Source organism: Nostoc sp. DedSLP03 (genome assembly GCF_034530815.1).
Taxonomy (GTDB): domain Bacteria; phylum Cyanobacteriota; class Cyanobacteriia; order Cyanobacteriales; family Nostocaceae; genus Nostoc.
The window spans coordinates 37,815-61,959 of record NZ_JAVRCK010000046.1; the positions used below are offsets into that span (position 1 = coordinate 37,815).

At 40.8% G+C, this 24,145-nt stretch carries 17 protein-coding genes, 1 tRNA gene and 1 riboswitch; of the genes, 9 read left to right on the forward strand and 9 right to left on the reverse strand.

The genetic code is table 11. From position 1 onward, the window contains the following. Nucleotides 1-198: 198 nt before the first annotated feature. From RM368_RS21710 to RM368_RS21720, 3 genes are all read right to left on the reverse strand, one after another. Nucleotides 199-1,563, reverse strand: a complete 1,365-nt coding sequence (locus tag RM368_RS21710; protein WP_322695950.1) for a hypothetical protein — start codon at nucleotides 1,561-1,563, stop codon at nucleotides 199-201. Nucleotides 1,564-2,392: 829 nt separating this feature from the next. Further along, on the reverse strand, nucleotides 2,393-3,103 hold the full coding sequence (locus RM368_RS21715) for a GDYXXLXY domain-containing protein (RefSeq protein WP_322695951.1): 711 nt from the start codon (nucleotides 3,101-3,103) through the stop codon (nucleotides 2,393-2,395). A 224-nt stretch (nucleotides 3,104-3,327) separates the two neighbouring features. Beyond that, nucleotides 3,328-4,746: a DUF2157 domain-containing protein gene (locus RM368_RS21720; protein WP_322695952.1), complete on the reverse strand. Its 1,419-nt coding sequence runs from the start codon at nucleotides 4,744-4,746 to the stop codon at nucleotides 3,328-3,330. Between the two features lie 215 nt (nucleotides 4,747-4,961). Here RM368_RS21720 and RM368_RS21725 point away from each other — a divergent pair, with 215 nt between their 5' ends. Next, the gene (locus RM368_RS21725; RefSeq protein WP_322695953.1) at nucleotides 4,962-5,948 is read left to right on the forward strand and encodes an RsmB/NOP family class I SAM-dependent RNA methyltransferase; all 987 of its coding nucleotides are present in this window, start codon (nucleotides 4,962-4,964) and stop codon (nucleotides 5,946-5,948) included. Between the two features lie 555 nt (nucleotides 5,949-6,503). Here the strand turns inward: RM368_RS21725 and RM368_RS21730 are convergent. Continuing rightward, complete coding sequence (locus tag RM368_RS21730; protein WP_322695954.1) at nucleotides 6,504-6,749, reverse strand: hypothetical protein; 246 nt, start codon at nucleotides 6,747-6,749, stop codon at nucleotides 6,504-6,506. Nucleotides 6,750-6,978: 229 nt separating this feature from the next. On the opposite strand from RM368_RS21730, the gene RM368_RS21735 reads away from it, so the two are divergent. Then, a complete protein-coding gene (locus tag RM368_RS21735; protein WP_322695955.1) occupies nucleotides 6,979-8,955 on the forward strand; it encodes an AMP-dependent synthetase/ligase in 1,977 nt (658 codons plus the stop codon). A gap of 42 nt (nucleotides 8,956-8,997) precedes the next feature. Further along, nucleotides 8,998-9,447 carry a YlqD family protein gene (locus tag RM368_RS21740; RefSeq protein WP_322670207.1) on the forward strand — a complete coding sequence of 150 codons (450 nt, stop codon included), beginning with the start codon at nucleotides 8,998-9,000 and terminating at the stop codon, nucleotides 9,445-9,447. A 69-nt stretch (nucleotides 9,448-9,516) separates the two neighbouring features. On the opposite strand, the gene RM368_RS21745 is transcribed toward RM368_RS21740, so the two are convergent. Beyond that, nucleotides 9,517-10,044: a hypothetical protein gene (locus RM368_RS21745; RefSeq protein ID WP_322695956.1), complete on the reverse strand. Its 528-nt coding sequence runs from the start codon at nucleotides 10,042-10,044 to the stop codon at nucleotides 9,517-9,519. A gap of 498 nt (nucleotides 10,045-10,542) precedes the next feature. Between RM368_RS21745 and RM368_RS21750 the strand changes: the two genes are divergently transcribed. Continuing rightward, entirely contained in the window at nucleotides 10,543-11,850 is a 1,308-nt protein-coding gene (locus RM368_RS21750) for a dihydrolipoamide acetyltransferase family protein (RefSeq protein WP_322695957.1), read from the forward strand. 76 nt (nucleotides 11,851-11,926) lie between these two features. Here RM368_RS21750 and RM368_RS21755 read toward each other — a convergent pair whose 3' ends face one another. From RM368_RS21755 to RM368_RS21765, 3 genes are all read right to left on the reverse strand, one after another. Continuing rightward, nucleotides 11,927-13,456: a hypothetical protein gene (locus RM368_RS21755; protein ID WP_322695958.1), complete on the reverse strand. Its 1,530-nt coding sequence runs from the start codon at nucleotides 13,454-13,456 to the stop codon at nucleotides 11,927-11,929. After that, complete coding sequence (locus tag RM368_RS21760; protein WP_322695959.1) at nucleotides 13,453-14,205, reverse strand: ABC transporter ATP-binding protein; 753 nt, start codon at nucleotides 14,203-14,205, stop codon at nucleotides 13,453-13,455. Before RM368_RS21760 ends, RM368_RS21755 begins: the two co-directional genes overlap by 4 nt. A gap of 538 nt (nucleotides 14,206-14,743) precedes the next feature. Beyond that, the gene (locus tag RM368_RS21765; protein ID WP_322695960.1) at nucleotides 14,744-15,925 is read right to left on the reverse strand and encodes an RtcB family protein; all 1,182 of its coding nucleotides are present in this window, start codon (nucleotides 15,923-15,925) and stop codon (nucleotides 14,744-14,746) included. Between the two features lie 375 nt (nucleotides 15,926-16,300). Between RM368_RS21765 and RM368_RS21770 the strand changes: the two genes are divergently transcribed. The 3 genes from RM368_RS21770 to RM368_RS21780 all read left to right on the forward strand — a co-directional run bounded on the left by RM368_RS21770 (nucleotide 16,301) and on the right by RM368_RS21780 (nucleotide 18,044). Beyond that, a complete protein-coding gene (locus RM368_RS21770; RefSeq protein ID WP_322695961.1) occupies nucleotides 16,301-17,188 on the forward strand; it encodes a class I SAM-dependent methyltransferase in 888 nt (295 codons plus the stop codon). Further along, nucleotides 17,185-17,913, forward strand: coding sequence for an HAD family phosphatase (locus RM368_RS21775; RefSeq protein WP_322695962.1), 729 nt, complete (start codon nucleotides 17,185-17,187; stop codon nucleotides 17,911-17,913). Before RM368_RS21770 ends, RM368_RS21775 begins: the two co-directional genes overlap by 4 nt. Before the next feature lie 58 nt (nucleotides 17,914-17,971). Next, nucleotides 17,972-18,044, forward strand: a tRNA-Ala gene (locus RM368_RS21780). A gap of 1,516 nt (nucleotides 18,045-19,560) precedes the next feature. Here the strand turns inward: RM368_RS21780 and cas12k are convergent. After that, complete coding sequence (gene cas12k, locus RM368_RS21785; protein ID WP_322695963.1) at nucleotides 19,561-20,415, reverse strand: type V CRISPR-associated protein Cas12k; 855 nt, start codon at nucleotides 20,413-20,415, stop codon at nucleotides 19,561-19,563. A 562-nt stretch (nucleotides 20,416-20,977) separates the two neighbouring features. Here cas12k and RM368_RS21790 point away from each other — a divergent pair. Beyond that, nucleotides 20,978-21,178: a ribbon-helix-helix domain-containing protein gene (locus RM368_RS21790; RefSeq protein ID WP_322695964.1), complete on the forward strand. Its 201-nt coding sequence runs from the start codon at nucleotides 20,978-20,980 to the stop codon at nucleotides 21,176-21,178. 423 nt (nucleotides 21,179-21,601) lie between these two features. After that, nucleotides 21,602-21,755: riboswitch (cobalamin riboswitch) on the forward strand. A gap of 478 nt (nucleotides 21,756-22,233) precedes the next feature. After that, nucleotides 22,234-24,087 carry an N-acetylmuramoyl-L-alanine amidase gene (locus tag RM368_RS21795; RefSeq protein ID WP_322695965.1) on the forward strand — a complete coding sequence of 618 codons (1,854 nt, stop codon included), beginning with the start codon at nucleotides 22,234-22,236 and terminating at the stop codon, nucleotides 24,085-24,087. The last annotated feature ends 58 nt before the right edge of the window (nucleotides 24,088-24,145 follow it).

The following is a 24,145-nucleotide window of genomic DNA, read 5'->3' on the forward strand; positions in this document are numbered from 1 at the left end:
CAGGCAATATTCTGCTTCCTGCCTCAAAACCCGTAGCTTTGTACTTTATGCAAAATAAAACTGCTGTATTTTAGCCATGAGCGTAGTCGTAAAAAGCAGAGGTCTAAAGTAACGAGAATAAGACTTCTGTGTAACTATAGGTTTTTTGTTCTAGATGCCTCTTCTTAGCTTTTCCGATCGGGAATTACCAAACACAGTTTACAGTGGAGCAGTGCCAAAAAAGACGATTTCCTCAACATTCAAGACATTAAGGGTGAACTCATCACGTTTAATGGTGTAATTGTTGGAGTTACCTAGAATGATGTAATTACTTTTGGAACCAAGCAGAATTAGCTTGTCCGATCCCGATCCGCCATCAATCTTGGCATTACCGTAACCAACATCAAATGTGTCGGCTCCAGCTCCACCCTTAAGCAAGACATTGGCGATCGCACCCCCTTGGTCTGAAACAGCATTACTGCTAGCATCAATTCGACGGGCTTTAAAGTAATCGTTACCGTTTTCGCCATCAATTGTGCCACCTTGGATGCCAGTATTTGTGCCATACCCAGTGAGGGTATCATCTCCTACTCCTCCATAGATAATGCCATTAGTATTATCAATGCCTATGCCTTTATTAATGCCAGTACCGATGATCCTATCGTTGCCATCGTCTAAACTGATCGTGCCACTGTTAACAATACCTGTACCTATACTAGGTGCAATCGTGTAAAAAGGGTTATCGGACAGTCCTGCACCGCCTGTGCCTGTGCCAGAGAGGAAGTCGTTTCCCTTGCCTCCACTGATCGTGCTACCCTGACCGTTGGAGATGCCTGTACCCTCACCCGGATAATAGTCACTGTGGAACGGATCTGATTCTTCTGCATCACTGCCCTTGCCGATACCAGTAATAAAATCGTTTCCGTCTCCTCCATTAATGTGGCTGCCACCACTGTTGAAGATGCCTGTACCATCTCCTCCACCGAAATCAGTTCCACCAGTTCCAGTTCCGGAGATAGAATCGTTCCCTTCTCCTCCATTAATATCGCTGCTCTCAGTGTTAGAGATTCCTATAGCAAACTCGCTAAAAAAAGATTTTCCAATTCCAGTTCCAAAGATAGAGTCATCCCCCTTTCCTCCATCAATACGGCTATCCTTAGTGTTTTGGATGCCTATACCAACGGATGTCCCCAAACCGGAGATCAAATCTTTTCCATCTCCTCCATTGATATAGCCACCCTGAGTATTGGAGATACCTATACCAGCTTCATAGATGGATCGATACCCATAACCACCAGTGCCTGTGCCAAAGATTGTATCATCTCCTATCCCTGCATTAATGATGCCACTGTTAGCAATGCCTGTGCCAGTACCTGCGTCAAAGCTGCTGCTGCTGCCTGTGCCACTACCCTCGATAGTGTCGTTGCCTGCTTGAGTATTAATGACTCCATTTTTTAGAACCTCAATTCCAATTGCTGGCAATACATTACCCTCTACTGGGAATCCATTATCCTCTTGGCCCACCACTAGATCGGAACTAGAAGTACCTATGAGTGCGGGAAAAGAAACAATTAGCCTGGGCATAATAAAATTTCCTCAATTGAGTGTGATAAAGCTTTAATCCCTGAAAGTCTTGCTCTTTCAATAAGAATTCTTTAAGTCAGAATTCACAGATAACTCTGAGATCGAGCTTTCTTCGATCAGAAATTCACAGAGTCAGAACTAGAAAGTTGCAGACTTAACAAGTATTAATTAACGAATTTTTTGTCACGATCTCAACAACCTCTAAGACGATGTTTGAAAAGTATTATTGCTAACACCAAAATTTCCCAAACCTAACCCCTTTCCCTACAAAGGAATGGGACTTTCAAAGCTTCTCCCCGATACGGAGAGAGGTTTGGAGAGGGGTTTACACCATACTTTGCGACTTTTCAAACATCCTCTAAGATTGTTAATGACAAAAAATAATCTTTTATTCAATATTTGAAAATAGAAACAAAATCATAACCTGATAGTACTTACATAGCGAAAATTTACTTAAATCTCTCTAATTTAATAAAAATATTTACATTCTTTTCATATTTTTATTGAAAAATTTATATAAAAGTAGTGTTATTTACGTATTCTTTATATTTTAATGATCGTCTAACAATCTAATTTGCAGGTTATAAAAAAATTCTGAACCCTTTGTAACTTTCGGCTTAAGTGATTGTACATAACAAGTTGACGGTTCTTGAAGTGTAACTGTAACTTAAAGTCAACTCAATACTAAGAGTGTCAACTCAGCTTCAAGTATTAAAATCAACTTCTTTATTTGTCATTTGTATTTACAAATGACAAACAGAAAATTCTGAGCGCTGACTCCCGGCGCTCAGAACTTTAGAGACAAAGCTTGCATATTTTCACGCTTTACTTAAAAGCGATAGTTGCGATCGCGCACCCACATACTAACTGGCACTGCCTTTCCTTGTGGGTCTACTTTTGCCTTGACCACAATCGGTGGTACTTGTCCTCGGCGGGCGCGTTGGGCTTGTAAGTCGTTCCGAATTTGCTGCCGTTGGTTTTCTGGGATGTAATATGTTTCTAAGCCGTAGTTAACAGAGCCATCCTGATAAACACCTTTTAAGGCTGCCTGATTGGCTCTAAGAGTTGTGGGGCGATCGCTACTTACTCGTAATGGTCTCCAAGCTCTCGGAACACCGCGACCAGAAGAGAATTGCTCTTGCAAAGTCACGTAAATATTGGTTCCTTCAGGCAATCTTCTGCCACTTCCACGACCTTTGCTGACTAATGTTTGCCAACCAGGCAATCTGCTCAAATTTGAGGTACGGGAGATGTTGTAATCTAAGGCTAAGGTGTTACCTGCGATCGCATTGTTAGGATCTACAGGTACGGTTTGCAAAATCACCGTCTTACCTGTGACATCTGTATAAACTGCTTGGGCTGGTACTGCCATAATTAGCCCTGTTTGCAGCGCCAGGGGAGCTAGTAACCGCCAAAAAGGTAAGGGCTTATTCGATTTTTGTTCAGTAGCAATCAAGTAATCCCGAAAAGTCACCTTACTGGAAAATTCAGCTTCCGGAGACAAGGGTTTATTTTTAGATTCAGAAGAAGTATTAGTCATGAGCGTAGTCCTAAAAAGCAGAGGTCTTGAAGAGGTTAAAAGTAACGAGATTAGGACTAACGCAGAGAAACTTTAAAAACTTTGACGCACAGAGATTTTTAGTTAGGAGTTAGGAGTTAGGAGTTAGGAATCATTCAATTTTAGATTTAGTTAACTTTTCCTAAATTCTGACTCCTGAATTCTGACTCCTGAATTCTGACTCCTGAATTCTTTCATCTTTTGCCCTACTTTTTACTTGTAGAGCTACCACCAGGTAGGCGGCGTTCAAACCAGAGTCCAGCGCTAATTAAAGCAGAACCGCACAGCACATAGACTAGCGACCTAAAAAGTAAGTCTGTATCGTACTCCTGCACGCGACTGATAATTTGCAGTGTTACTAACAGCATACCGCCCCAAAAGGAAATTCTGTTGCTTAATTTCAATCCTTCTTGAATTAGTCCCCAGGCTAATGTTGCAAGAAGTACATTGAAAATAAAAATGCCAAGTTCATCAATCCGGCTGATAGTTTGATGCCAAAAAGGTACTATTGCAATAAAGACAAGAAATGTACTAATGACAGCAGTTGTGAAAATCACTTCGCGGCGCGGAGGATTATTTCTTTGGCGCAGTAGGAACAACCATTGTAATACCGCCAAGCCGCTGAGAATCCCCAAATCGATGATTGGCAAAGACTCGAATAAGTTTGTCAAATTCGTTGGCTGATTATAACTATAATCTGGAGATTCCCAGACCCAACGAAAAGACAAAATGTAAAAGACGATGCCAAAGCTTAACAACGCTAAATTACGGGCTAGATATTGAAACAACCTGTAATTTATGGTTGGAAAGAGTAAATCATCATAACTCCAGAATAATGCAGGTGGGAGTGCAAAAGCAAAAGATGCCACCCAAGGGGCTATATCAGCATAATTCAACAATGGCAGTGGATTAAGGTTAGCTTGTAAGGAACTAGCAAAAACAAAGGCTGCTAAACCAAAAATCCAACGGGAACGACAGAAGTAGGCTAAGGGTACAAATACCAGCCATGCCAACAAAGGCAAATGCTGGACTACTAGCCGCGACCAAGTTAACTCTCCTGTTGCGTACCATAAGTCTTCTAGTCCAGTCCAGTAGCCGATTTCCACGAGGATAATTGACAGAATTCCTAAAGAATTTAAGCACAAACTGAAGGCCATGACCACAACACCGAATCCCCAAGCGAGAAACAGTTGAGAAACTGAACCGATGATATTGAACATCTGGGCCATCAGCAGTAAATTTGCACCGAAGATGAAGGCACTTAAAATTAGCAACCCTTCTCCCAGTAGGCGTTTGCTTCGTTCTGGCTTCTTCCCTTCAGGTGGCCTCCAGCTGTAAAATCCAGTGATGGCGATCGCAAAAAACAAACTCATCATCAGAATAATTTTGACTTCTCGCGATCCTCCTTGCCAGTTTCCTGATACAAAGGTAATTATGCCTAAGCATAAAAGTATGCTACCGATAGCGATCGCTATTGCTTTATTGCGATCGCGTGCAGCAGCTTCCAGATTTTTAAATTGATAACGTTCTGCTATCTGCTCATACTGCGAAGAACTAATTAATCCTTCATCCCTCCATAGTTGTGCTTCTTTGCGTAATTTTTCCTGAAAACTATCTAAGAACATGACCTTCTCCGGTGCAGTGGGGTAGCTTGGCCATTGCGTTCCCAATGGCGGTCATTATATTTTGAGTATGAAGCCAAAAGCCTTAATTACGTTGTTCTTGTGTAACAGTTTGATTTTGATTTAGATACAACGTACTAATTCATAATTTGTAATTCGTAATTCGTACCTCGACTTCGCTCGGCAACCTAATTCGTAATTGGTAATTCATCATTTACATGGAAAAACCTTCTAATTTATTACTTAAAGTCTCGCGGCGTTTGTTCGCTAATCTAGATGAACAAGAAAAATTTATTGAGGCTTTAATGAATCCTCAGCCTTTTTCACCTAGTATTCTTTGGTGTCAAGAAAAGCCAGATATTTCACCTTTGGCAGTGGAAACACCAACCTCTTGGCAACCACAATTTATAGACCGCTTATCACTGGGAGAAAAACCTGGTAAGCATCCCTTGCATGAAAAAGGATATTTCTATTGTTTAGATTTTTCTTCGGTGTTTGCAGCTAGTACTTTGTTAGCTATTCCTGAGTCAGTGCGTTTAGTTTTTGATATGTGTGCCGCACCAGGAGGTAAAAGTATCTTTGCTTGGAGAGCTTTAAAACCTGAATTGCTCATCAGCAATGAAGTAATTGGCAAACGTCTGGGAATGCTAATTTCTAATTTGAAGCGTTGTCAGGTTAGCCCTAGCGCAGTGGTTAATCGAGATTCAAGCATATTTGCCGAAATGTTTCCCGGCTCTAGCAATCTAGTCATAGTAGATGCTCCGTGTACTGGACAATCTTTACTTGCCAAAGGTGAAAAAGCACCCGGATGTTTTCACCCAACTGTTATTAATAAGAGTGCAAATCGGCAAAAGCGTATTATCGCGAATTCTGCTAAAATGGTTTCACCGCAAGGTTATCTTGCTTATATGACTTGCACATATTCGCCCGAAGAAAATGAGCAAGTTTGTGAATGGTTTTTAGAACGCTTTCCCCAGTTTGAAGCGATAGAAATTATTAATTTAGACAAATATAAATCGCATTTAACGACGATGCCTTGTTATCGGATATTTCCTCAAGATAGGTTAGGTGCTGGTGCATTTACAGTTTTATTTAAAAATACTAATGCGAATGAAGATGAGCCTAAAAAAGTAGATTTAAATACAATCTCTTCGCTGTATATCTATCAAAATTTGAAAAAGTCAAATTATATCATGTCCGTATAATTAAACCGCGTCCACGTTGAAAACTGTAGTTCTGTATGAACAGAAAAACCCTCATCCCCCAGCCCCTTCTGCCAATATGGGGAGAAGGGGAGCCAAAAACAAGTCCCTCTCTCTACTTGGGCTACGGTGTACACACATCTCTAAAAATCTTACTCACCCAATATTTCTGTTCAAGTGAAAGTCCTACACTGAGCAAATATCCCGCCCGGAACTAAAGTTCCGGGCTGATAGTTAAAGTCCTCTAAAAGAGGACTAAACAAGAAATTTAGTTTAGTCCTTTTTTAGAGGACTTTGGTTATGAGACTCGGAATTTATTCCGAGGCGGGATAGATACACTGCACCAACATTAGAATGAATAGACCTCTTGCAAAAGTAACTTTTGCAAGAGGGAGGAAAGGGACTCAAGTTAAAGGGAAAAGGGTTTTTATGAGCCGCTTTCCCCTTTACCCCTTACCCTTTTCCCCACAAATGCCAAGAAGTCTAATATGTGTTGAAGAGTTAATTGAATTGCTGGTTTTCGGAAGTACCAAGGAATTTTTCCTAGCAAATAGTCCATCAATTTGGAGAACAGCTAGCACAAAAATCAGGACTGAATTTGCAGTATTGGCTACCTGTCAATCCGTAAGCTGTACAATAAGGGAAACTTGTAAGTTGAATTTTGGCTGCTTGTAATTTGGAACCATTTGCCAATGTTTCAGTAATTTTGGTTTTATCAGCCAAAAGAATAGCTAAAATCTTCGGTAACGCTATGCAAGCAGCAATATTGAGCAACGTTAGCATTATGCCGTCGATAAAATTCATAGGTAATCATCTCCTGTGAAACATAGGCGATTTCTGTTCTTAGATGCAAACACAATCATTGCTTGCACTCTATGTAAATTAACTTTAACATAAATTTTTGTAAATATAAACGTAGAATTCCTGGAATTATCGTACACAGAAGGATATGTGGATAATAAGGTTGGTTATTGTAGCAAAATAACAAAATAAGCTGGAAAATAATCAGTTTAAAATCTTTAAGTAAGGTGTTATGTCAACAACCCAAACCGCGTCTTCTTTTTTATCTAACATCAGCGAGCGAGAACGGCAGGCATTAAAGCGGTTGGTAGATTACACAAATGTGGAATCGCTACCAGAAATTTGGCCTTTGGCAGCTCAAAGATTTGGTGATGTTGTCGCCCTCCGCAATCCTCATGCTAAACCGGAAATAGTGATTACTTATACCCAGTTGGCAGAGAAAATACAACTATTTGCTGCTGGCTTACAGGCGTTGGGAGTAAAGGTAAGCGATCGCATTTCCTTAATTGCTGACAACAGTCCTCGGTGGTTCATTGCCGATCAAGGCATCATGACTGCTGGAGGCGTTGATGCGGTGCGTAGTTCCCAAGCCGAAAAAGAAGAATTGCTGTTTATTATCGCCAATAGCGGCAGTACAGCGATCGTCATTGAAGATTTAAAAACACTTAAAAAACTCCAAGATCGCCTCAAAGATTTACCAATTCAAGTGGTAATCTTACTTTCCGATGAAGCACCACCAACAGACGAAACCTTAAAGGTACTCAACTTTTCGCAGTTGCTTGAAATCGGTAAAAATCATAATTTTGTGCCAGTCAAGCAAAATCGTGACGCTCTGGCAACTCTAATTTATACCTCTGGCACTACGGGTAAACCCAAGGGTGTAATGCTGTCTTATAGTAACTTGATGCACCAAGTGACAACTTTTGGCACAGTATTGCAACCAAATGCGGGTGATATAGTTCTCAGTATTCTACCTTCGTGGCACAGCTACGAACGAACTGTTGAATATTACCTATTATCTCAAGGTTGTACGCAAGTTTATACCAACTTGCGCTCTGTAAAAGGGGATTTGAGACAATTTAAACCCAATTACATGGTCGGTGTACCCCGCCTGTGGGAATCGATTTATGAAGGAGTGCAAAAGCAATTCCGCGAACAACCAGCCAACAAGCAACGCCTAATTAAATTTTTATTAGGCATTAGCGACAAATATATCAAAGCCCAGCGAACTGCTGAGGGATTGGATTTAAATAATCTTCATGCTTCAGCCGCCGAACGATTAGCAGCTAAGATCCAAGCATCAGCTTTATTACCCCTTCATGCCTTGGGAGAACGACTGGTTTACGCCAAAGTTCGGGAAGCCACAGGGGGACAAGTTAAGCAGATGATTAGCGGTGGCGGTGCGCTTCCCAGACACATAGATAATTTCTTTGAAATTATTGGTGTGCAGATTTTACAAGGCTATGGCTTGACAGAAACTTCTCCTGTCACCCATGTACGGCGTCCTTGGCGGAATTTGATTGGCGCATCAGGGCTACCACTCCCGGCTACAGAAGCTAAAATCGTCGATCCGGAGACAAAAGCGCCTTTACCAATAGAAAAGCGAGGCTTAGTATTGTTGAGAGGGCCGCAGATTATGCAAGGCTATTACCAAAATCCCGAAGCGACAGCGAAAGCAATTGACGCTGAAGGTTGGTTTGATAGCGGCGATTTGGGTTGGCTGACACCACAAGACGATTTAGTGCTGACTGGCAGGGCTAAAGATACGATTGTATTGACTAACGGGGAAAACATCGAGCCACAACCGATTGAAGATGCGTGTTTGCGATCGCCATACATCGATCAAATTATGCTCATTGGTCAAGATCGGCGCAGCCTGGGAGCCTTAATAGTCCCCAATGTCGAAGCCTTAGAAAAATGGGCAGCAAGTCAGAATCTAACGCTGGATACGCCCAATAATCAAGTGACTTCCTCAGATAGTCAAAAAATTGACTTGGAGAGTAAAATGATCCAGGATTTATTTCGCCAAGAATTGAATCGGGAAGTCCAAAATCGTCCAGGCTATCGACCGGATGACCGCATCGGAACGTTTAAACTCATCCTGGAACCGTTTTCTATTGAAAATGGCTTGATGACACAAACACTAAAAGTTCGCCGACATGTCGTCACGGAACGCTATCGCGATATTATTGACGGCATGTTTGCCTGATCATTCCACCTGCTAACTGTAAAGAGTGAACGTGAAATATTTATGGATGTCTCCAAATCTAATTTGCTTCTCAAACGCGTCGTTAACGTCAAAGTTATTGTGACTCCCCTGTGGAAAGAGGAAGTACAACAGCAGCTGCAAGCGCAAATCAATCAACTCGATCAGCAACTGCAACAGCTAGACGTTGAAGGACAAAGAGCGATCGCCGCAATTCAAAAGCAGAGTCTGCAACCACCCGGCCCCCAGACCCTCCAACAAATTGACAATATCCAACTCCAAGTCAATCAAAAGAAAAGTGAATTTTTGGAGCAAAAAAATCAATTGCTGCAAAATCTCCAGCAAGTGCAGTTTCTCCAACAAGATCAAGAAGTCAACCAATTCCAAATGGAAGGCTTTTTCCGGGTAGAAATCGGTGATAACCTGATTAGCAAAATGCAAGTCGAAATCGTTCTGCGCGATGGCGTTGTAGAAGAAATTCGCGGCGACATTTAAATTTGTCATTTGTCATTTGTCCTTTGTCATTTGTCATTTGTTTTCTGACCAATGACCAATGACCAATGACTAATGACAGATATGATTTAACTTAGTGTTAGTGTGAGAGCGGCTCCCAGCCCAACATTCCACCTGGGAGCCAGCCCAAACGATTTGCCACACTGGAGGTGAGCTAATAAAAAGCGATCGCCCAAAGGTTGTCATCTCTGCTCGATATTTAACCGTCCCAACTGAATTATTACCCCGCTTGATTTGCGTAATCGTCACTAACGCCTGATTTGGTTGGGGATAAACTACCTCTATTTTTTGCGATCCTCCCACTGCTATCTCCTCAAAGGCATTCAGGGCAAGGGTAGTAGGATTACTGCCTTGGAGAGATGAGTTAAGTTTTTCTAAAGGTATAGTTTGATAATCGGAACGCTCTGAGAAGGCTGCAACTTCCTGAGACTGATGTATTGCTCCCATCTGCTGGGTTTGCTCATCATTAGTCTCAACAATCGGTGCAGATTGCTGGTGCTGGATAATATAAACTCCAGCACCAGCCGTGGCAGAGATACTTAATATCACAATCAAAAAGAATTTCAGCTTTGCCGACATAAAAGTAAACAGGAATTTCAAATAGGTTTATTACCAATTTTGAATTCTAGATTGAACTACATCCCATATCCTCTATCCGTGAGAAGCTCGTGTATCTTAAGTAGTGGTTATGAAAAATATTAACTGTGAGAAACTCGTGGTGGTTTTTGCAAGTCAATGACTAAAACGAGATCGAGATTTTGGCTAACCATTGAGGATAGTTCTGTATTATAGACCTCTAACCTATATTTAGGTTCCTAGAGTCATTAGTCATTAGTGAATAACCAATGCCCAATGACGGCAGTTGCTCTACTTGGGGAGACCCCTTGGCGCTAGCCTCTCCCTTTGGGAGAAGACCGCACTGCCTCCCCCATGCCCCATGCCCCATGCCCAATGCCCAATGCCCAATGCCCAATCCCCAACCTAAAATATAAACAGTCTAAAACCCTCCCACCAAGATACAATTCGATCTGATAAAAACTGTTAAAGTCCATAAACCATTGATTTCCAAACCACCCTATGAGCATTCACGAAGTATTTATGCCGGCGCTGAGTTCCACCATGACGGAGGGCAAAATCGTCTCCTGGGTGAAATCGCCAGGGGACAAAGTGGAAAAAGGCGAAACAGTGGTGGTTGTAGAGTCAGATAAGGCAGATATGGATGTAGAAACCTTTTATGAAGGATTTCTTGCCCATATCATAGTTGAAGCTGGTGAAACTGCCCCGGTGGGATCTGCGATCGCCTTTATCGCCGAAACGGAGGCTGAAATTGAACAGGCGAAATCTCAGGCTAATTCTGGCGGCGCGGCTGCTACTCCTACCTCTTCCCCTGAACCAGTTGCCGCCACAGCCTCAGTCGCCACACCTGCCTTAGCCTTAGCATCTCAAAACGGCTCTAATCACAAAGAAGGAAGGCTTGTAGCTTCACCTCGTGCCCGTAAGTTAGCCAAAGAACTCAAAGTTGATTTGACTACACTCAAAGGTAGTGGCCCCCACGGACGCATTGTTGCCGAAGATGTAGAAGCATTGTCTAACAAGGGCAAGCAACCCACCCCAGTTGCCCCACCAGCACCCGTACCAACCAGCGCCCCAGTTGCACCCCCAGCACCTCGGACACCAGCACCAGCACCCGCACCCGTAGCAGCGGCTGTTCCTGGTCAAACCGTACCTTTAACTACCTTCCAAAATGCCGTAGTGCGGAACATGGTAGCCACCATATCCGTGCCCGTCTTCCGTGTCGGTTATACAATTACCACCGATGGATTAGACAAACTTTATAAACAAATTAAATCCAAAGGTGTGACAATGACAGCGCTACTGGCGAAAGCTGTCGCAGTGACATTGCAAAAACACCCATTGTTAAATGCTAGCTACTCAGACCAGGGTATTGTTTATCATTCTGATATCAACATTTCTGTCGCAGTAGCAATGGATGATGGCGGATTAATTACACCTGTGCTGCAAAATGCAGACGCAGTAGATATTTATTCTCTATCGCGTACTTGGAAATCGTTAGTAGAACGTGCCAGGACAAAACAATTACAGCCCCAAGAATACAACAGTGGTACTTTTACCCTGTCCAATTTGGGGATGTTTGGCGTAGATAAATTTGATGCGATTTTGCCACCTGGACAAGGCTCAATTTTAGCGATCGGGGCATCCCGTCCGCAAGTGGTAGCAACACCCGATGGTTTATTTGGCGTGCGGCAACAAATGCAAGTAAATATTACTTCAGATCACCGAATTATTTACGGTGCTCATGCTGCGGCATTCTTGCAAGATTTGGCAAAATTGATTGAGACAAATCCTCAATCTTTGACACTGTAGTTTTGAAAAGACACAAAATTTAAACGTTAGCGCTATCAGCGAGCAGCAGTTTATCGTAGAGTAGCGCTAACAATGCTTAATTGATGACACGCCCTAACTGACGACTACGCCCATATGCTAATGCCACAACTAAACCAATCACAGCCAATAAAGTCAAAACGGTGTGCAAATGACCTTGTTGCAAGCTAAATCCTAACCATCCCCAAGAAAGCAAGGAAATAATTTCGAGTAAACTTAACAATACATCAAGTTTACTATTTTGCCTTCGTCGAAATAATTCTGTAAACTTTACAGGGCGAGAATTCCACAGACTGAGAGTTGCTGCACAAGTAGTACCAGCGAAAAAAAGCACCATCGGTATAAACCACGGTTTACCGTTGACTATCAAAACAATAAACAGTGGTGATATCAATAACCAGATAGGAATTAATGCCGCTAACAACTTCAATTGATGCAGCTTTGAACTATTTACTGGTGAAGATTTGAGCAAATCTGGTGCTTCTTCCCCAGAAACGCAAATTTGCACTAAATTTGATGTCAAAGCTTCTGCCAACACTAAACTCATCCCTAAAATACCATCATTATTATGTTGTCGGAATATACTCAAAAATGCGAATGTGAGGAGAAATATTTGCAGAAATAGGCGTGAAATTAAATAAGGATTGCGCCGCATAATCCGCCATTCTTTGAGTAAAGCAACACGATTAAAACCACCAACAAGGCGAGTTGCTTGGGTTGGGCGCAGTTGACGGTGTTCACTTGTAATTTGCTGCTGTGTACCTGCAATAAAATAACGATGTAAAACTTCCACCGTTAACCACGTCAAACTGATACTAATTAACAACACTAACACTACTGACACCGGATCAAAGAAAATAGCTCTTGCAGGAAACCAAACCCAACTATCTGCACTCAAAAAGTTTCCTTTCGCTAACCAATGTTCTAACTGAAACCAAATTGATGCCGTGTTTCCATCCGTTTTTTTCAGGAGATTAGGTAACTGAGAACTCAAATATATAGTGATAATAAATAATACTGTAAGAACTTGAGCAAAAGTCCGCGTCCGTTTTGCACCTATAACACGAACTAACCCTAAAACAAATAACATTGCTAAACTTGTAGCGCTTAAGCTAAGACCAATCAAAGCCGGATAAAGCCCTAAAAGTTGAGGAATACCGAGTAATAAAGCGATTAAACTTACAGGAATTACAAATAAACAACCACTGAAAAAAGTTTTCAGGGCAATTCTTAACACTTGGCTTGCAAAAATCACTTGACTCGAAATTGGTGATGACACGAGTAAATCTAAATCCCCGCGTTCAAATAACGCCATCAAGCTACTTCTCATCGCTTGGATAAAGCTATAATAAAATCCGAACAACCAAACTACTACCGCTATCCAAATAGCAGAATCTGGTATGGTATGAAATGATATCGCACCTCGAATATTACCAAACGTAACCCATAACCAAGTTAAAGAAACACTACCCAAAAATAAAAGTGCAAAAATACTGAAAACAAATTTTGCTATAGGTCTAACAGTAATTTCACGCCACCACAAACTTAATTCATAGCCCAAAAGCCAAGGTAATGTCCCTACTTTCATCTTGTACCTTCAACATTATTATCTTGAGTTAATTCTAAAAAGACCCTCTCCAAACTACCTTCTGCTTCACCACTTTGAGTTCTAAGTTCATCTAAAGTACCTTCGGCAACTAAGTACCCATGATTAATAATCCCAATTCGCTGCGCCATACGCTCGGCAATTTCCATAATGTGAGTAGTTAAAATTACCACACCACCTTGGTTTACATACTCGGTGAGCATATTTTTGACTAAGTGGGCTGCGGCTGCATCTAATCCTGTTAGCGGTTCATCTAAGATAATAATTCTCGGCTGATGAATTAATGCCCCTGCTAAAGCAAGTTTTTGCCTCATCCCTCGCGAAAAAGTTTCACTAAAATCTCCTCTGTTATCCCACAAGTTTAATTGTTTGAGGAGTTCTTCGGCAGAAGATTGAGCTTTAGAAGGAGGAATTCCCCAAAGTCCGGCGATAAACTCTAAATACTCTGTTGGACGTAGCTTGTTGTAGAGTAGAGGCTCTTCAGGTAGGTATGCTAAAAGTTGCTTTGCTTTTTGAGGCGATCGCTGGATACTATGTCCTAAGATCATAATATCCCCGTTATCTGGTCGTAGTAACCCTGCAATCATTCGTAGAGTAGTAGTTTTTCCTGCACCATTGGGACCTAAAAGAGCATAAAATGAACCTTCTGCAATCTGCAAGCTAAGATTGTTTACAGCTTGGTGAGAACCATAATACTTGGTAAGTTGGGAAAGTTGAAGTGCGATTTTCATATGTTGTGATTATGCTTAATTCAAACAAAGCAGAACCTTTTATTGAGGATATTATGCTAGTGATTGCCTAAGAATATCAATGCCTAGAAGTATTTCCAAAAGAGAAAGGTGTTACTGAGTTGGCGGATGTTACTGCCTATACAGAAATGTATACAATTGGCATATTTCTGGCGTGATCCATGACGACGTATTTGTTCAACAACACGCTCCATTTATACTGATGGCGTCCCTAATTTCATGACGATAATCATTGCTTTGAATCTTCTAAAAATATTGCAATCATTTGTTTAGTTAGAGTTCCTAAGTTTGATAATGTTGTTTATCGAACCCCCAAATATCAATCAGTCCAGTTTTTTAGTTTTATGCAAGATACTATAAACAAACTTTATATTCCACATTCTGCACTTCAAAATGTCATACTTAATGCTTCAATAAATTTTATAAACAAAACTTATTTGGTTGGGTATTAATACTTATATTTGCTAGGCTTTTAGCGATTAAAAAATAAAAAAGTGGGCATTGCCCACTCTACATAAATTTAGCCCTTAACACAAAGTACTTGCTTAAGTGTTGCTACAACTTCAACCAAATCCGCTTGGTTTTCCATCACTTGTTCTATCGGTTTATAAGCACCAGGAATTTCATCTAACACACCCTCATCTTTGCGGCATTCTACACCATTTGTTTGCTTTATCAAATCATCAAGTGTGTAGACATTTTTTGCCTTATTTCTAGATAACAAACGTCCTGCACCGTGAGAACAAGAACAGAAGCTGTGGGCATTACCTTTACCCTTAACGATGAAAGACTTTGCCCCCATCGAACCAGGAATAATCCCATAATCTTCAGTTTGGGCGCGGACTGCACCCTTACGAGTCACGTATACATCCTCGTCAAAATGCACTTCTTTTTCGGCGTAATTGTGATGACAATTAACCTGCAATAAAGGTTTAATTGCTTTCCCACCTGCGAGATGCTTCTCAACTATATGCTTAAAACGCGCCATCATCACATCGCGGTTGACACGCGCATAGTTTTGTGACCATTGCAAATCGTGCCAGTATGCTTGGAATTCTGGTGTACCAGCAACGAAATGAGCTAAATCAGGGTCAGGCAATTTATTACCTGCCATCTTTGCTAATTCTCTGGCTGTGTGAATATGACACTGGGCAAGTTTATTACCGATGTTACGCGAACCAGAATGCAGCATTAGCCAAACTTGATTCTCTGTATCGAGGCACACCTCAATAAAGTGATTTCCTCCACCCAGAGAACCCATCTGTTTCATTGCTTTACCTTGTAGGTCTTGCACGCCGCGATGCAAGTCTTTAAAATCATCCCAGTGCTGCCAATTGCTAACAGATTTTTCAACGTCTTTATTTTCATTGAATCCAGTCGGAATTGCGGCTTCAATATCTAGGCGGATTTTCTTTAGTTTACCTTCTAGTTGTTCGGCGGTAAATGCTGTTTTGATCGCGCTCATACCGCAACCAATATCAACACCGACAGCAGCTGGGATAATTGCCTCTTTGGTTGCAATTACAGAACCCACTAAAGCACCTTTTCCTAAGTGAACGTCTGGCATTAATGCCACGTGCTTAAATACAAATGGTAATGATGCCACATTCTTGGCCATCTTGGTTTCTTCTGGCCCCAAAGAGTGATTTGCCCAAGATAAGACGGGTGCTGGTGTGGTAATTTCTAATTTTTCGTAGGGCATAATTTTTTCTATTTTGGATTTTAAATTTTAGATTTTGGTGAGGCAGTGCGGTCTTGGGGGTTTCCCCCATAAGCAACTGCCGAACCCGTAGGGATTTGGTATAGGGCAGTGACACTTATTGGTATGACATATAACCCATTACCTAGTTAGTTGTAGCAATTTATATGTTGTATTGTCTTTCATTTGGCTCCTTAAATTTTCGTGAAGCTGAAGAACTACTTTTAGGAGTTACATTTGTATTATATGTGTAATATAAAAGAATTGCAACCATCAATCTATCACCACAGGGAGAAAGCAAATGTTTCTCCAATGTATTAAAATTTGTAAAGAAAATCACTGTGTTTAAATAGCTCCTTAAAGTTCCGACACAATAATATGGCAGTGCGTCAAGATACAATCTGGGAACGTTTTTTATCCCCTGTAGTGCGTCTTTTGATTGATGAAGATGGGTTACGGCGTTACGCTGATAGTATTAATTGGGAGAAAGAGAGCGATCGCTATCGACGAGATGATGTCATAATTCCGGCGTACTACAGTAATCAACACTTTCACGGTATTACTGGTGGATACCTCAATTCCGATGCAGCAGTTACTTACGATCCAGTTACTCAATACGTTCTACCGCCTAATGAAGGTATTGTCCGTCAAGCTTTAGTTGATGCCGTCCAGGTAAAACCACGACGCATACTCGATTTAGGTTGCGGTACTGGTTCTACTACTTTAATGTTAAAGCAGGCTTTCCCCGAAGCGGAAGTTATTGGTTTGGATTTATCACCTTATATGCTGGTAAGGGCGGAAGATAAAGCTAGAAATGCTGGCTTGGATATAGTCTGGCGACATGGAAATGCTGAAAAAACTGGTTTGAGGGATGCTTCGTTTGACTTAGTAACAGCTTCTTTGCTATTCCATGAAACACCAGATGCGGTTTCCTTAGCAATTCTGCGAGAAAGCTTCCGGTTGCTGGTAACTGGAGGACAAGTATTAATTCTAGATGGAAATCAGAAGACTCTGCGTCAGTTAGAATGGCTTAATGATGTTTTTGAGGAGCCATATATTCGTGAATATGCTGCTAGTAGCATAGAAGCGAATATGGGTGCAGCCGGATTTGAAGCGGTGCGATCGCAGGATGTATGGTGGATAAATCAGGTAACTAGCGGCATAAAACCAATAGCAACCGAAAATGTCCGTCATTATACTCCCACATCAGTAGATAATAATGATTTGGAGGGACTTGGTTCTCCAGCGTTTGGCATAATGGCATGAGTTTAAAGGCAGTTCTCTTTGATTTTAATGGTGTCATCATTAACGATGAGCCAATCCACCTGCAACTGATCGATGAGATTCTCATTGAAGAAAATCTCCAACCCCAAAAGGTGAGCGAGCGTCAAGCTTCTTTAGGACGCAGCGATCGCGCTTGTTTTGGGCAACTACTCGCTAATCGTGGTAGAGTAGCCAATGAAAACTATTTAACTCAGTTGCTGTACCGCAAAGCCCAAGCTTATACGGTGGAATTAGAAAAAATAAAGAAACTGCCTTTATATCCAGGTGTAGAAGACTTAATATTTCAGGTGCGATCGCGCAATCTGAAACTAGGATTAGTTAGTGGCGCGATTCGGAAAGAAATAGAACTAGTACTGAATCGCGCTAAACTAGCTGAATATTTTAAAATTATTGTTGCTGGTGATGACATCACCACCAGTAAACCAGAACCCGATGGTTATCTACTGGCAGTAAAACGCTTAAATAAAGAATATCCCGACTTGAATCTTCAACCACACGAGTGTTTGGCAATTGAAGATACTCCAGCAGGTATAGAAGCCGCGAAGCGATCGCAAATGCAAGTTGTTGGTGTAGCAAATACTTACCCATTCCACATGCTTCAGCGCTGCTGTAACTGGACTGTTGATTATCTCAGTGATTTGGAACTAGAACGGGTGCAGAAGGTTTTTTCCCAAAAACAGCCTCAACCATCGGTAACTGAATGTTAGAATAATCTATGGTGATAATGTCTTGGAGTAATAGTACTCTTGACTTAGCATAGATTTTGGGGAATTAGCTCAGTTGGTAGAGTGCTGCGATCGCACCGCAGAGGTCATCGGTTCGAATCCGTTATTCTCCATGTGTCCATTAAATAATTATTGTCACTTTTAAAGAATTAATGTCCATTTTTTCCAAGTTCAAGGGCATAAGTTACGTATTTTCGGGACTTTCAGCAATTAAATCAGTTTTAAAGAATTATTGTCCAGAGTTGAAACCAGTTTTAAAGAATTATTGTCCAAAATCAGCCTGTAAAACTCGGACAAATATATATATTTTCTAATTTCATAGATTACAGCAAGCGCAAGGCTCTTGAATTGCAATACTAGCTTTAAAGCGCTTTATTTGCAGTCTAATTACAAAAATGTACTACCTCTTCTTTTCTTTTTTTCACTCAAGCAGAGGCATCACTACTATTCACTACTATAAAATAGCTGCGTCTGACGTGCGATCGCAGCGCTCCTTTCAAACCACCCTAATACAAAATTATATAACCAAAGCGCTTACTTCGGCGATCACAACTTTCAACCCACCACCTAACGAGAGGGCTTTGGAAACCTAATTTTCTCATGGTGCGATCGCTAATCGGCCACTCTTTCAACCCACCACCTAACGAGAGGGCTTTGGAAACGGTTAACTCCCTTAATCTTGTTTCTCGCATCTGACTTTCAACCCACCACCTAACGAGAGGGCTTTGGAAACTCAAGAGTTAGCTCGATCCCCGATATTGCAGAGGAGTAGCTTTCAACCCACCACCTAACGAGAGGGCTTTGGAAACCGCACCCGTGAAAACTCTTGCCAACAAGGGCTTCTGAAGGCAAAATTGACAAGCCTCCTTTAATTCCTATTTTCTACAGTCAATGAATAAAATTTTCTTCATGACTAAAACAGTAATACCCAGTGCAGACAGGAGTTTTGAACATTTGGCAGCACCCCAGAGATTTTGCCCCCGCTTTGAGCTGCCAAAAATAAAAATTAGGGGGTGGTAGTTCGGTAGCCACCGTGACAGTATACCCGTACCCTTACTTTGTTGTAAAGTAAGAGGTAATGATCCTCCTTGTAAAACCAAAATCTAAAATTTCAGTAGTATAGGCCGCTCTGTCACCCAACACCAAGCTAAAAAAGTTTGATGTCAAGAGCTAAGGTTCTGGGCTGTTTGGAACCCTAACACCTTATACTTCCCATGCGTCTCGGTGCGAGTACTTTCTCATCTAACAGCAGTATTAGCTTACCCAAGCAATTACCACTAACAAACACTTAGATGATCGCACAGGTAGAGTTGGCAGCTACCAGGGCCCGAAAGAATACGTTTTCTCAAACGCTAAACTAACCCATTCCAACAGTATTTACATAAAGGGGTTAATACTGTATTAGCATCATACAGTTAAGGCTCAAAAGAGCATGTACGACGGCACCGATTTAACATCTATTAAATCACAATACGCTTCAGTTAGCGCTAAAACTCTTTGTCAAACTTAATTTTTTAACGTAGATGCGGAGGGTAGCCTGCGGCAATCCAAAGGCAAAGGACACAGAGAGAAGGGAGAAATGCTTAACTAAACCGCATTGTATTAAATCTTACTTTTTGATTAGAAATTTTATTTGCTAATAGTATTAATTCGGCATTGGTAAGCATAAAATGCTAAATCCCTGGCTTGTTCTTGCAGAGTACCATAATGGAGCTGGATGCCAAATTCAATACTAATTTTTAATTCAGCAGATTTCGACATGATGGATTCTTGGAGTCTGTTGTAACTCCAATTGTGTATTTGACGGTTATATTCTTTAACATATAATTTTTGACCCTTTACATCCCCTGGAATTTTTGTCTCAGCTTTTGCTTGAATTGCACTGGTGCGAATTTCTCTTATGTCTTTTAATGTAGGTAACGCAATACAACTTGCCTGATAAGACTTAGCAATTTCTACTATTCTCTTTGCTAGTAATTTATCAATATATTCCCCTAGTTCTGATTCACCCATATTGCATGGCGAATCTTTTTTCTGAGCTTTTTCTCTCTCTTTCCTTAAATGCACTTGTTGTCGTCGTCTACGGCTTAACAGGTTAAAAGCATTGCCTAGTAACTGTTTTACTGTTTTACATACAAGTACTTTTTTGGTATTTGTATCAATTATAGCAACCGTTGCTAATTCAACAGGATGAAAACTGATGCCAACAATTATGTTAGATTGACCTTGATAAGCTGGCTTACTAGGACGAGTGAATGAATTATTAAGTCGAGACAGCGAAGATTGATTTGCTTTCAGTTTTTTTTGTTCCTGTTTATCTAAATTTTTATTCTCCTCTGCTTTACTTACTCGTTTTTGCACTTGAGCAGTCTCTTCTTTTCTCACCTCCTCAGTACCTTCTGCTGTCCATAGACGAGCATCATAGGTGCAATGTAGCGCTAATTTATGAACTTTCCACGGTTCACCCTTGCCTTCGCCTGCCATAATAACTTTATAGAACGTAGTGTAGACAAGCTACCTGAAAGCTTTTTTTCACTTTTTTCGCTTTTTTTAAAAGTTTTGTAGTCTTCTAAAAAGCGTTCAAAAAAATGACGTTGCCGTTTGTTACAACAAATTTTAAAGTGATAATTAGCCCAGCCATTAAAGTAAACGAAAATATCTCCTTTTTCGTTTTTATAGCAACCACTCAAATCGCTATATACATAATGGATTGGATATGGAAAATTAGATATTTTTTTATATAAATTATTTATCCATTTCTTCCCATACTTTACGAAGTACATCTTCGCTAGCGTCTAGATGACATCGTATAGTTTTTAGAGTTGAACCTTTGGAATCATTCTTACAGCTCATAGTTACCAAATCTCCACTAAATAAATAATTTTTATTTGTGTACTTAGAACTAATTACTTATTCGTCTTCGCCAGATAACGATCGCCACTTGACCCGATCGCCATAAAAAAATCTCGATCGTTTTCAATCTACCATAAAAACATTGCCACACATTGTTAAACATTATTGAGCCTTGTAAAAAGGTTGTGAGGGTATGATGGATTGGCGACAAATCCTTATAGAGTTGATGAGCCAGAGCGATCGCGTACAAACTTCGATATATTTCCCTAAAGATATCCACGAGGCTTTGGTGAGATGGGCGGAGGAAGAAGACCGTCCCATCAGTAATCTTGTGGTGCGAATTGTGAGCAAGGCGGTTGAGGAGCGGGAAAAGCAGCAAAATCCGCTGCAATAAAATATACCTGTCCCAGATCAGACAATTTGCGAATTCCTGATATACGATATATCCTCATATCCTCAGCCACTACATGAGCAAAGTTTTCTTTGCAGCGTATGTTATTGGTTCTTTGCAAGATGTACCAACTTACAAGCAAGGAGTCAGACAAGCTTGAGGTCAAGACGACAAAGCACTGGGACAAGAAATTGAATTAGGCAAGTTTTTCACTAACGCTTTAATTGCTGTAGGAGTAACGGGAACCCTTTGGAGAACGTTCTTCAGTAATTTGGGATAAGCAATTGTGTAAGTGCGTTCAATTAAATAAATTCATTCTTCAGTCTTGGTTATAACAACCAAGACTTCTTTAATGTCATGAAATCTTAAAATAAAAGTGGCTGTTAACTAAAACTATATCTTGTGTTATTTTCCTGATTATGCTATACAATGGGTCGATTAGTCGGTTCTAGTGGGGAACAGCCATTAGAGGAAACGGGGAAAGTCCGGTGTAAATCCGGCGCTGTCCCGCAGCTGTAATGAGATTGTGTTCAAGCATCCTCTCAAAGTCAGAAGACCCGCCGATGTTAACACACCTAAAAAATCTGCGAGGTACAGATGTCCCCAAATTTTCTCCACTCAGAGTTAAGACTAATATCGTCCATCGTTTTTTGTATCTGCGTTAGTAAAAGTCCATAGGTAGTGGATTTTATTAAATAACAACGATTGCGATATCAAAAGTAAAAATATACAGCTATCAACTATGCCTTGCTAAAACTCAGTATGGCTAACATTTTTATGAGATTTTATTAAGTTGATGCAACTGTAATTAACTCAATTAAAGATTCGAGTGTTTTTGCCAGATTTTTTGATAGTTGTATGCAAAATTACCAGACATTCTTTAATTTTTTGAGCGAACGAAATTAGAGAGTGTCGATAATAAAGCGGTTTAGTTGCATTTAGATACTCAGCTAAACGAATACTCAGCAGCAAAGTATTTCTGGTGGGTTAGTACTGGTGTGAGTAAAAGTAAATACAAAATTATTTGATGTCATAAAATTGAAATAGGAGAGTATTCTGTGAAAATACACTGGCTGCTATCCAGTGCAATATTAAGTATTGCCATACTCACGTCTCCCGCACTTGCTGCAAAACTAGAATCTTGGCGATTTGATGGTGTCTCCAAGCAGCTAGAATTTACGACTGATGATCCTGTACAACCCCAGGCACAGTTAATTTTTAACCCCACTCGTTTGGTAATTGATTTACCTGGAACTACTTTAGGAAAACCTAGTTTTACTCAGTCTGTAGGTGGTGCAATTCGTGCTATCCGCTTCGGACAATTTGACGAACAAAAGACTCGCATAGTTGTAGAACTGAATCCAGGTTACACTCTCGATCCGCAACTTGTAAAATTTACATCGAGAACTGGCAATCAATGGGTGGTACAGTTACCATCGCCAGAACGGGTAGAGACAACATCACCTGCAAGTGGAATCTACAGTGTGGTGACTGATGGAAAAGTTGCACAAACTACATCCGAGACAAATATTATTGAAAATTTACTAGTCACAGGAGATGGATTTTTTATCCGCACTCATGGCAGTAATCATTCACAAATTGAGGTAAATCGCAGCGAAAATCGTAGCGTTATAGATATTAATATTAAAGGTGCAACTTTATCGCCTAGTCTGCAACAACAGCAGTCAATCAACCGATACGGTGTCAACAGTATTCAATTTACTCAACTACAAAGTGCAATACCCACTGTCCGCATGACCTTACGGTTAGATAAAAATAGTCCTGATTGGCAGGCAACGGTTAGTGGTAGCGACGGTATAGTACTGTTACCTGATAGTGGAATAGTCAAGTTACAACAAAGCAACGATCGCCCTGACTCAGTAACCCAATTACCTACTTCCCCTTCCACAATTGAATCTGTAGAATTGGCAAACAATGGTACACAACTACTAATTAGAAGCGATGCCTACGGCGGTAAACTACGCAGTTTATCAAATGTCACGAGTAATTGGGATAGACAAACAGCCCTTTACCGAATCGCTATCCCGAATGCTAAACTCGCAAGCAATATTACTGGGCCAACTTTGAATGCAAACAGTCCCGTGTTGAGAGTACGTCTACAACAGCAAGAAAGAGAAACCGTAGTAATTTATATTCAACCTGCGTCTAGGGTACAAATTAAGCAACTTAACCAAATTAGCTCTCAAATATTAGCATTAGAATTTCAGCGCGATCGCCCAGTTTCACCACCCTCTACTTCTATAACAAAAATCCCAATTCCTATTCCTCCTTTACCTATACCATTTCCAGACCCCGACTCTCTACCAACGACTGCATCCGAAACCTCACAATCGATACCTCGTCCTCCCAAAGGACGAATAGTCATAATCATCGACCCCGGACATGGGGGAAAAGATACGGGTGCTATTGGTCTTCAGGGACTCAAAGAAAAGGATATCATCTTGAGAATCGGTAAAAAGGTAGCCTCACTTTTAGAGCAAAATGGTATTAAAGTCATCATGACAAGAGATGCTGACTATTTTGTAGACCTTGCTCCCAGAGTTGTCATGGCAGAACACGCTCATGCAGACTTATTTGTGAGCATTCATGCAAACTCAATTGATAACAACCCTAGTGCAAATGGTTTAGAAACTTATCATTACGATCGCGGTTATCGTTTAGCGCAAGTGGTTCACAAAAGCATTCTTCAAGGTCTTCCGACATTAAAAGACCGAGGAGTAAAACGAGCTAGATTTTATGTGCTAAGAAAAAATTCTATGCCCGCAATTTTAATAGAAACTGGTTTTGTAACAGGTTCTGAAGACAATCCCAGACTGGCGAACCTAGAGTATGATAATCGGATGGCTGAGGCGATCGTTCGCGGTATTCTTCAGTATTTACGGCAAAGGTAAGTAATTTTCTGATTGAATTAGGGTTTTATACCAATCACAAAATAAGTGATTAAATTTT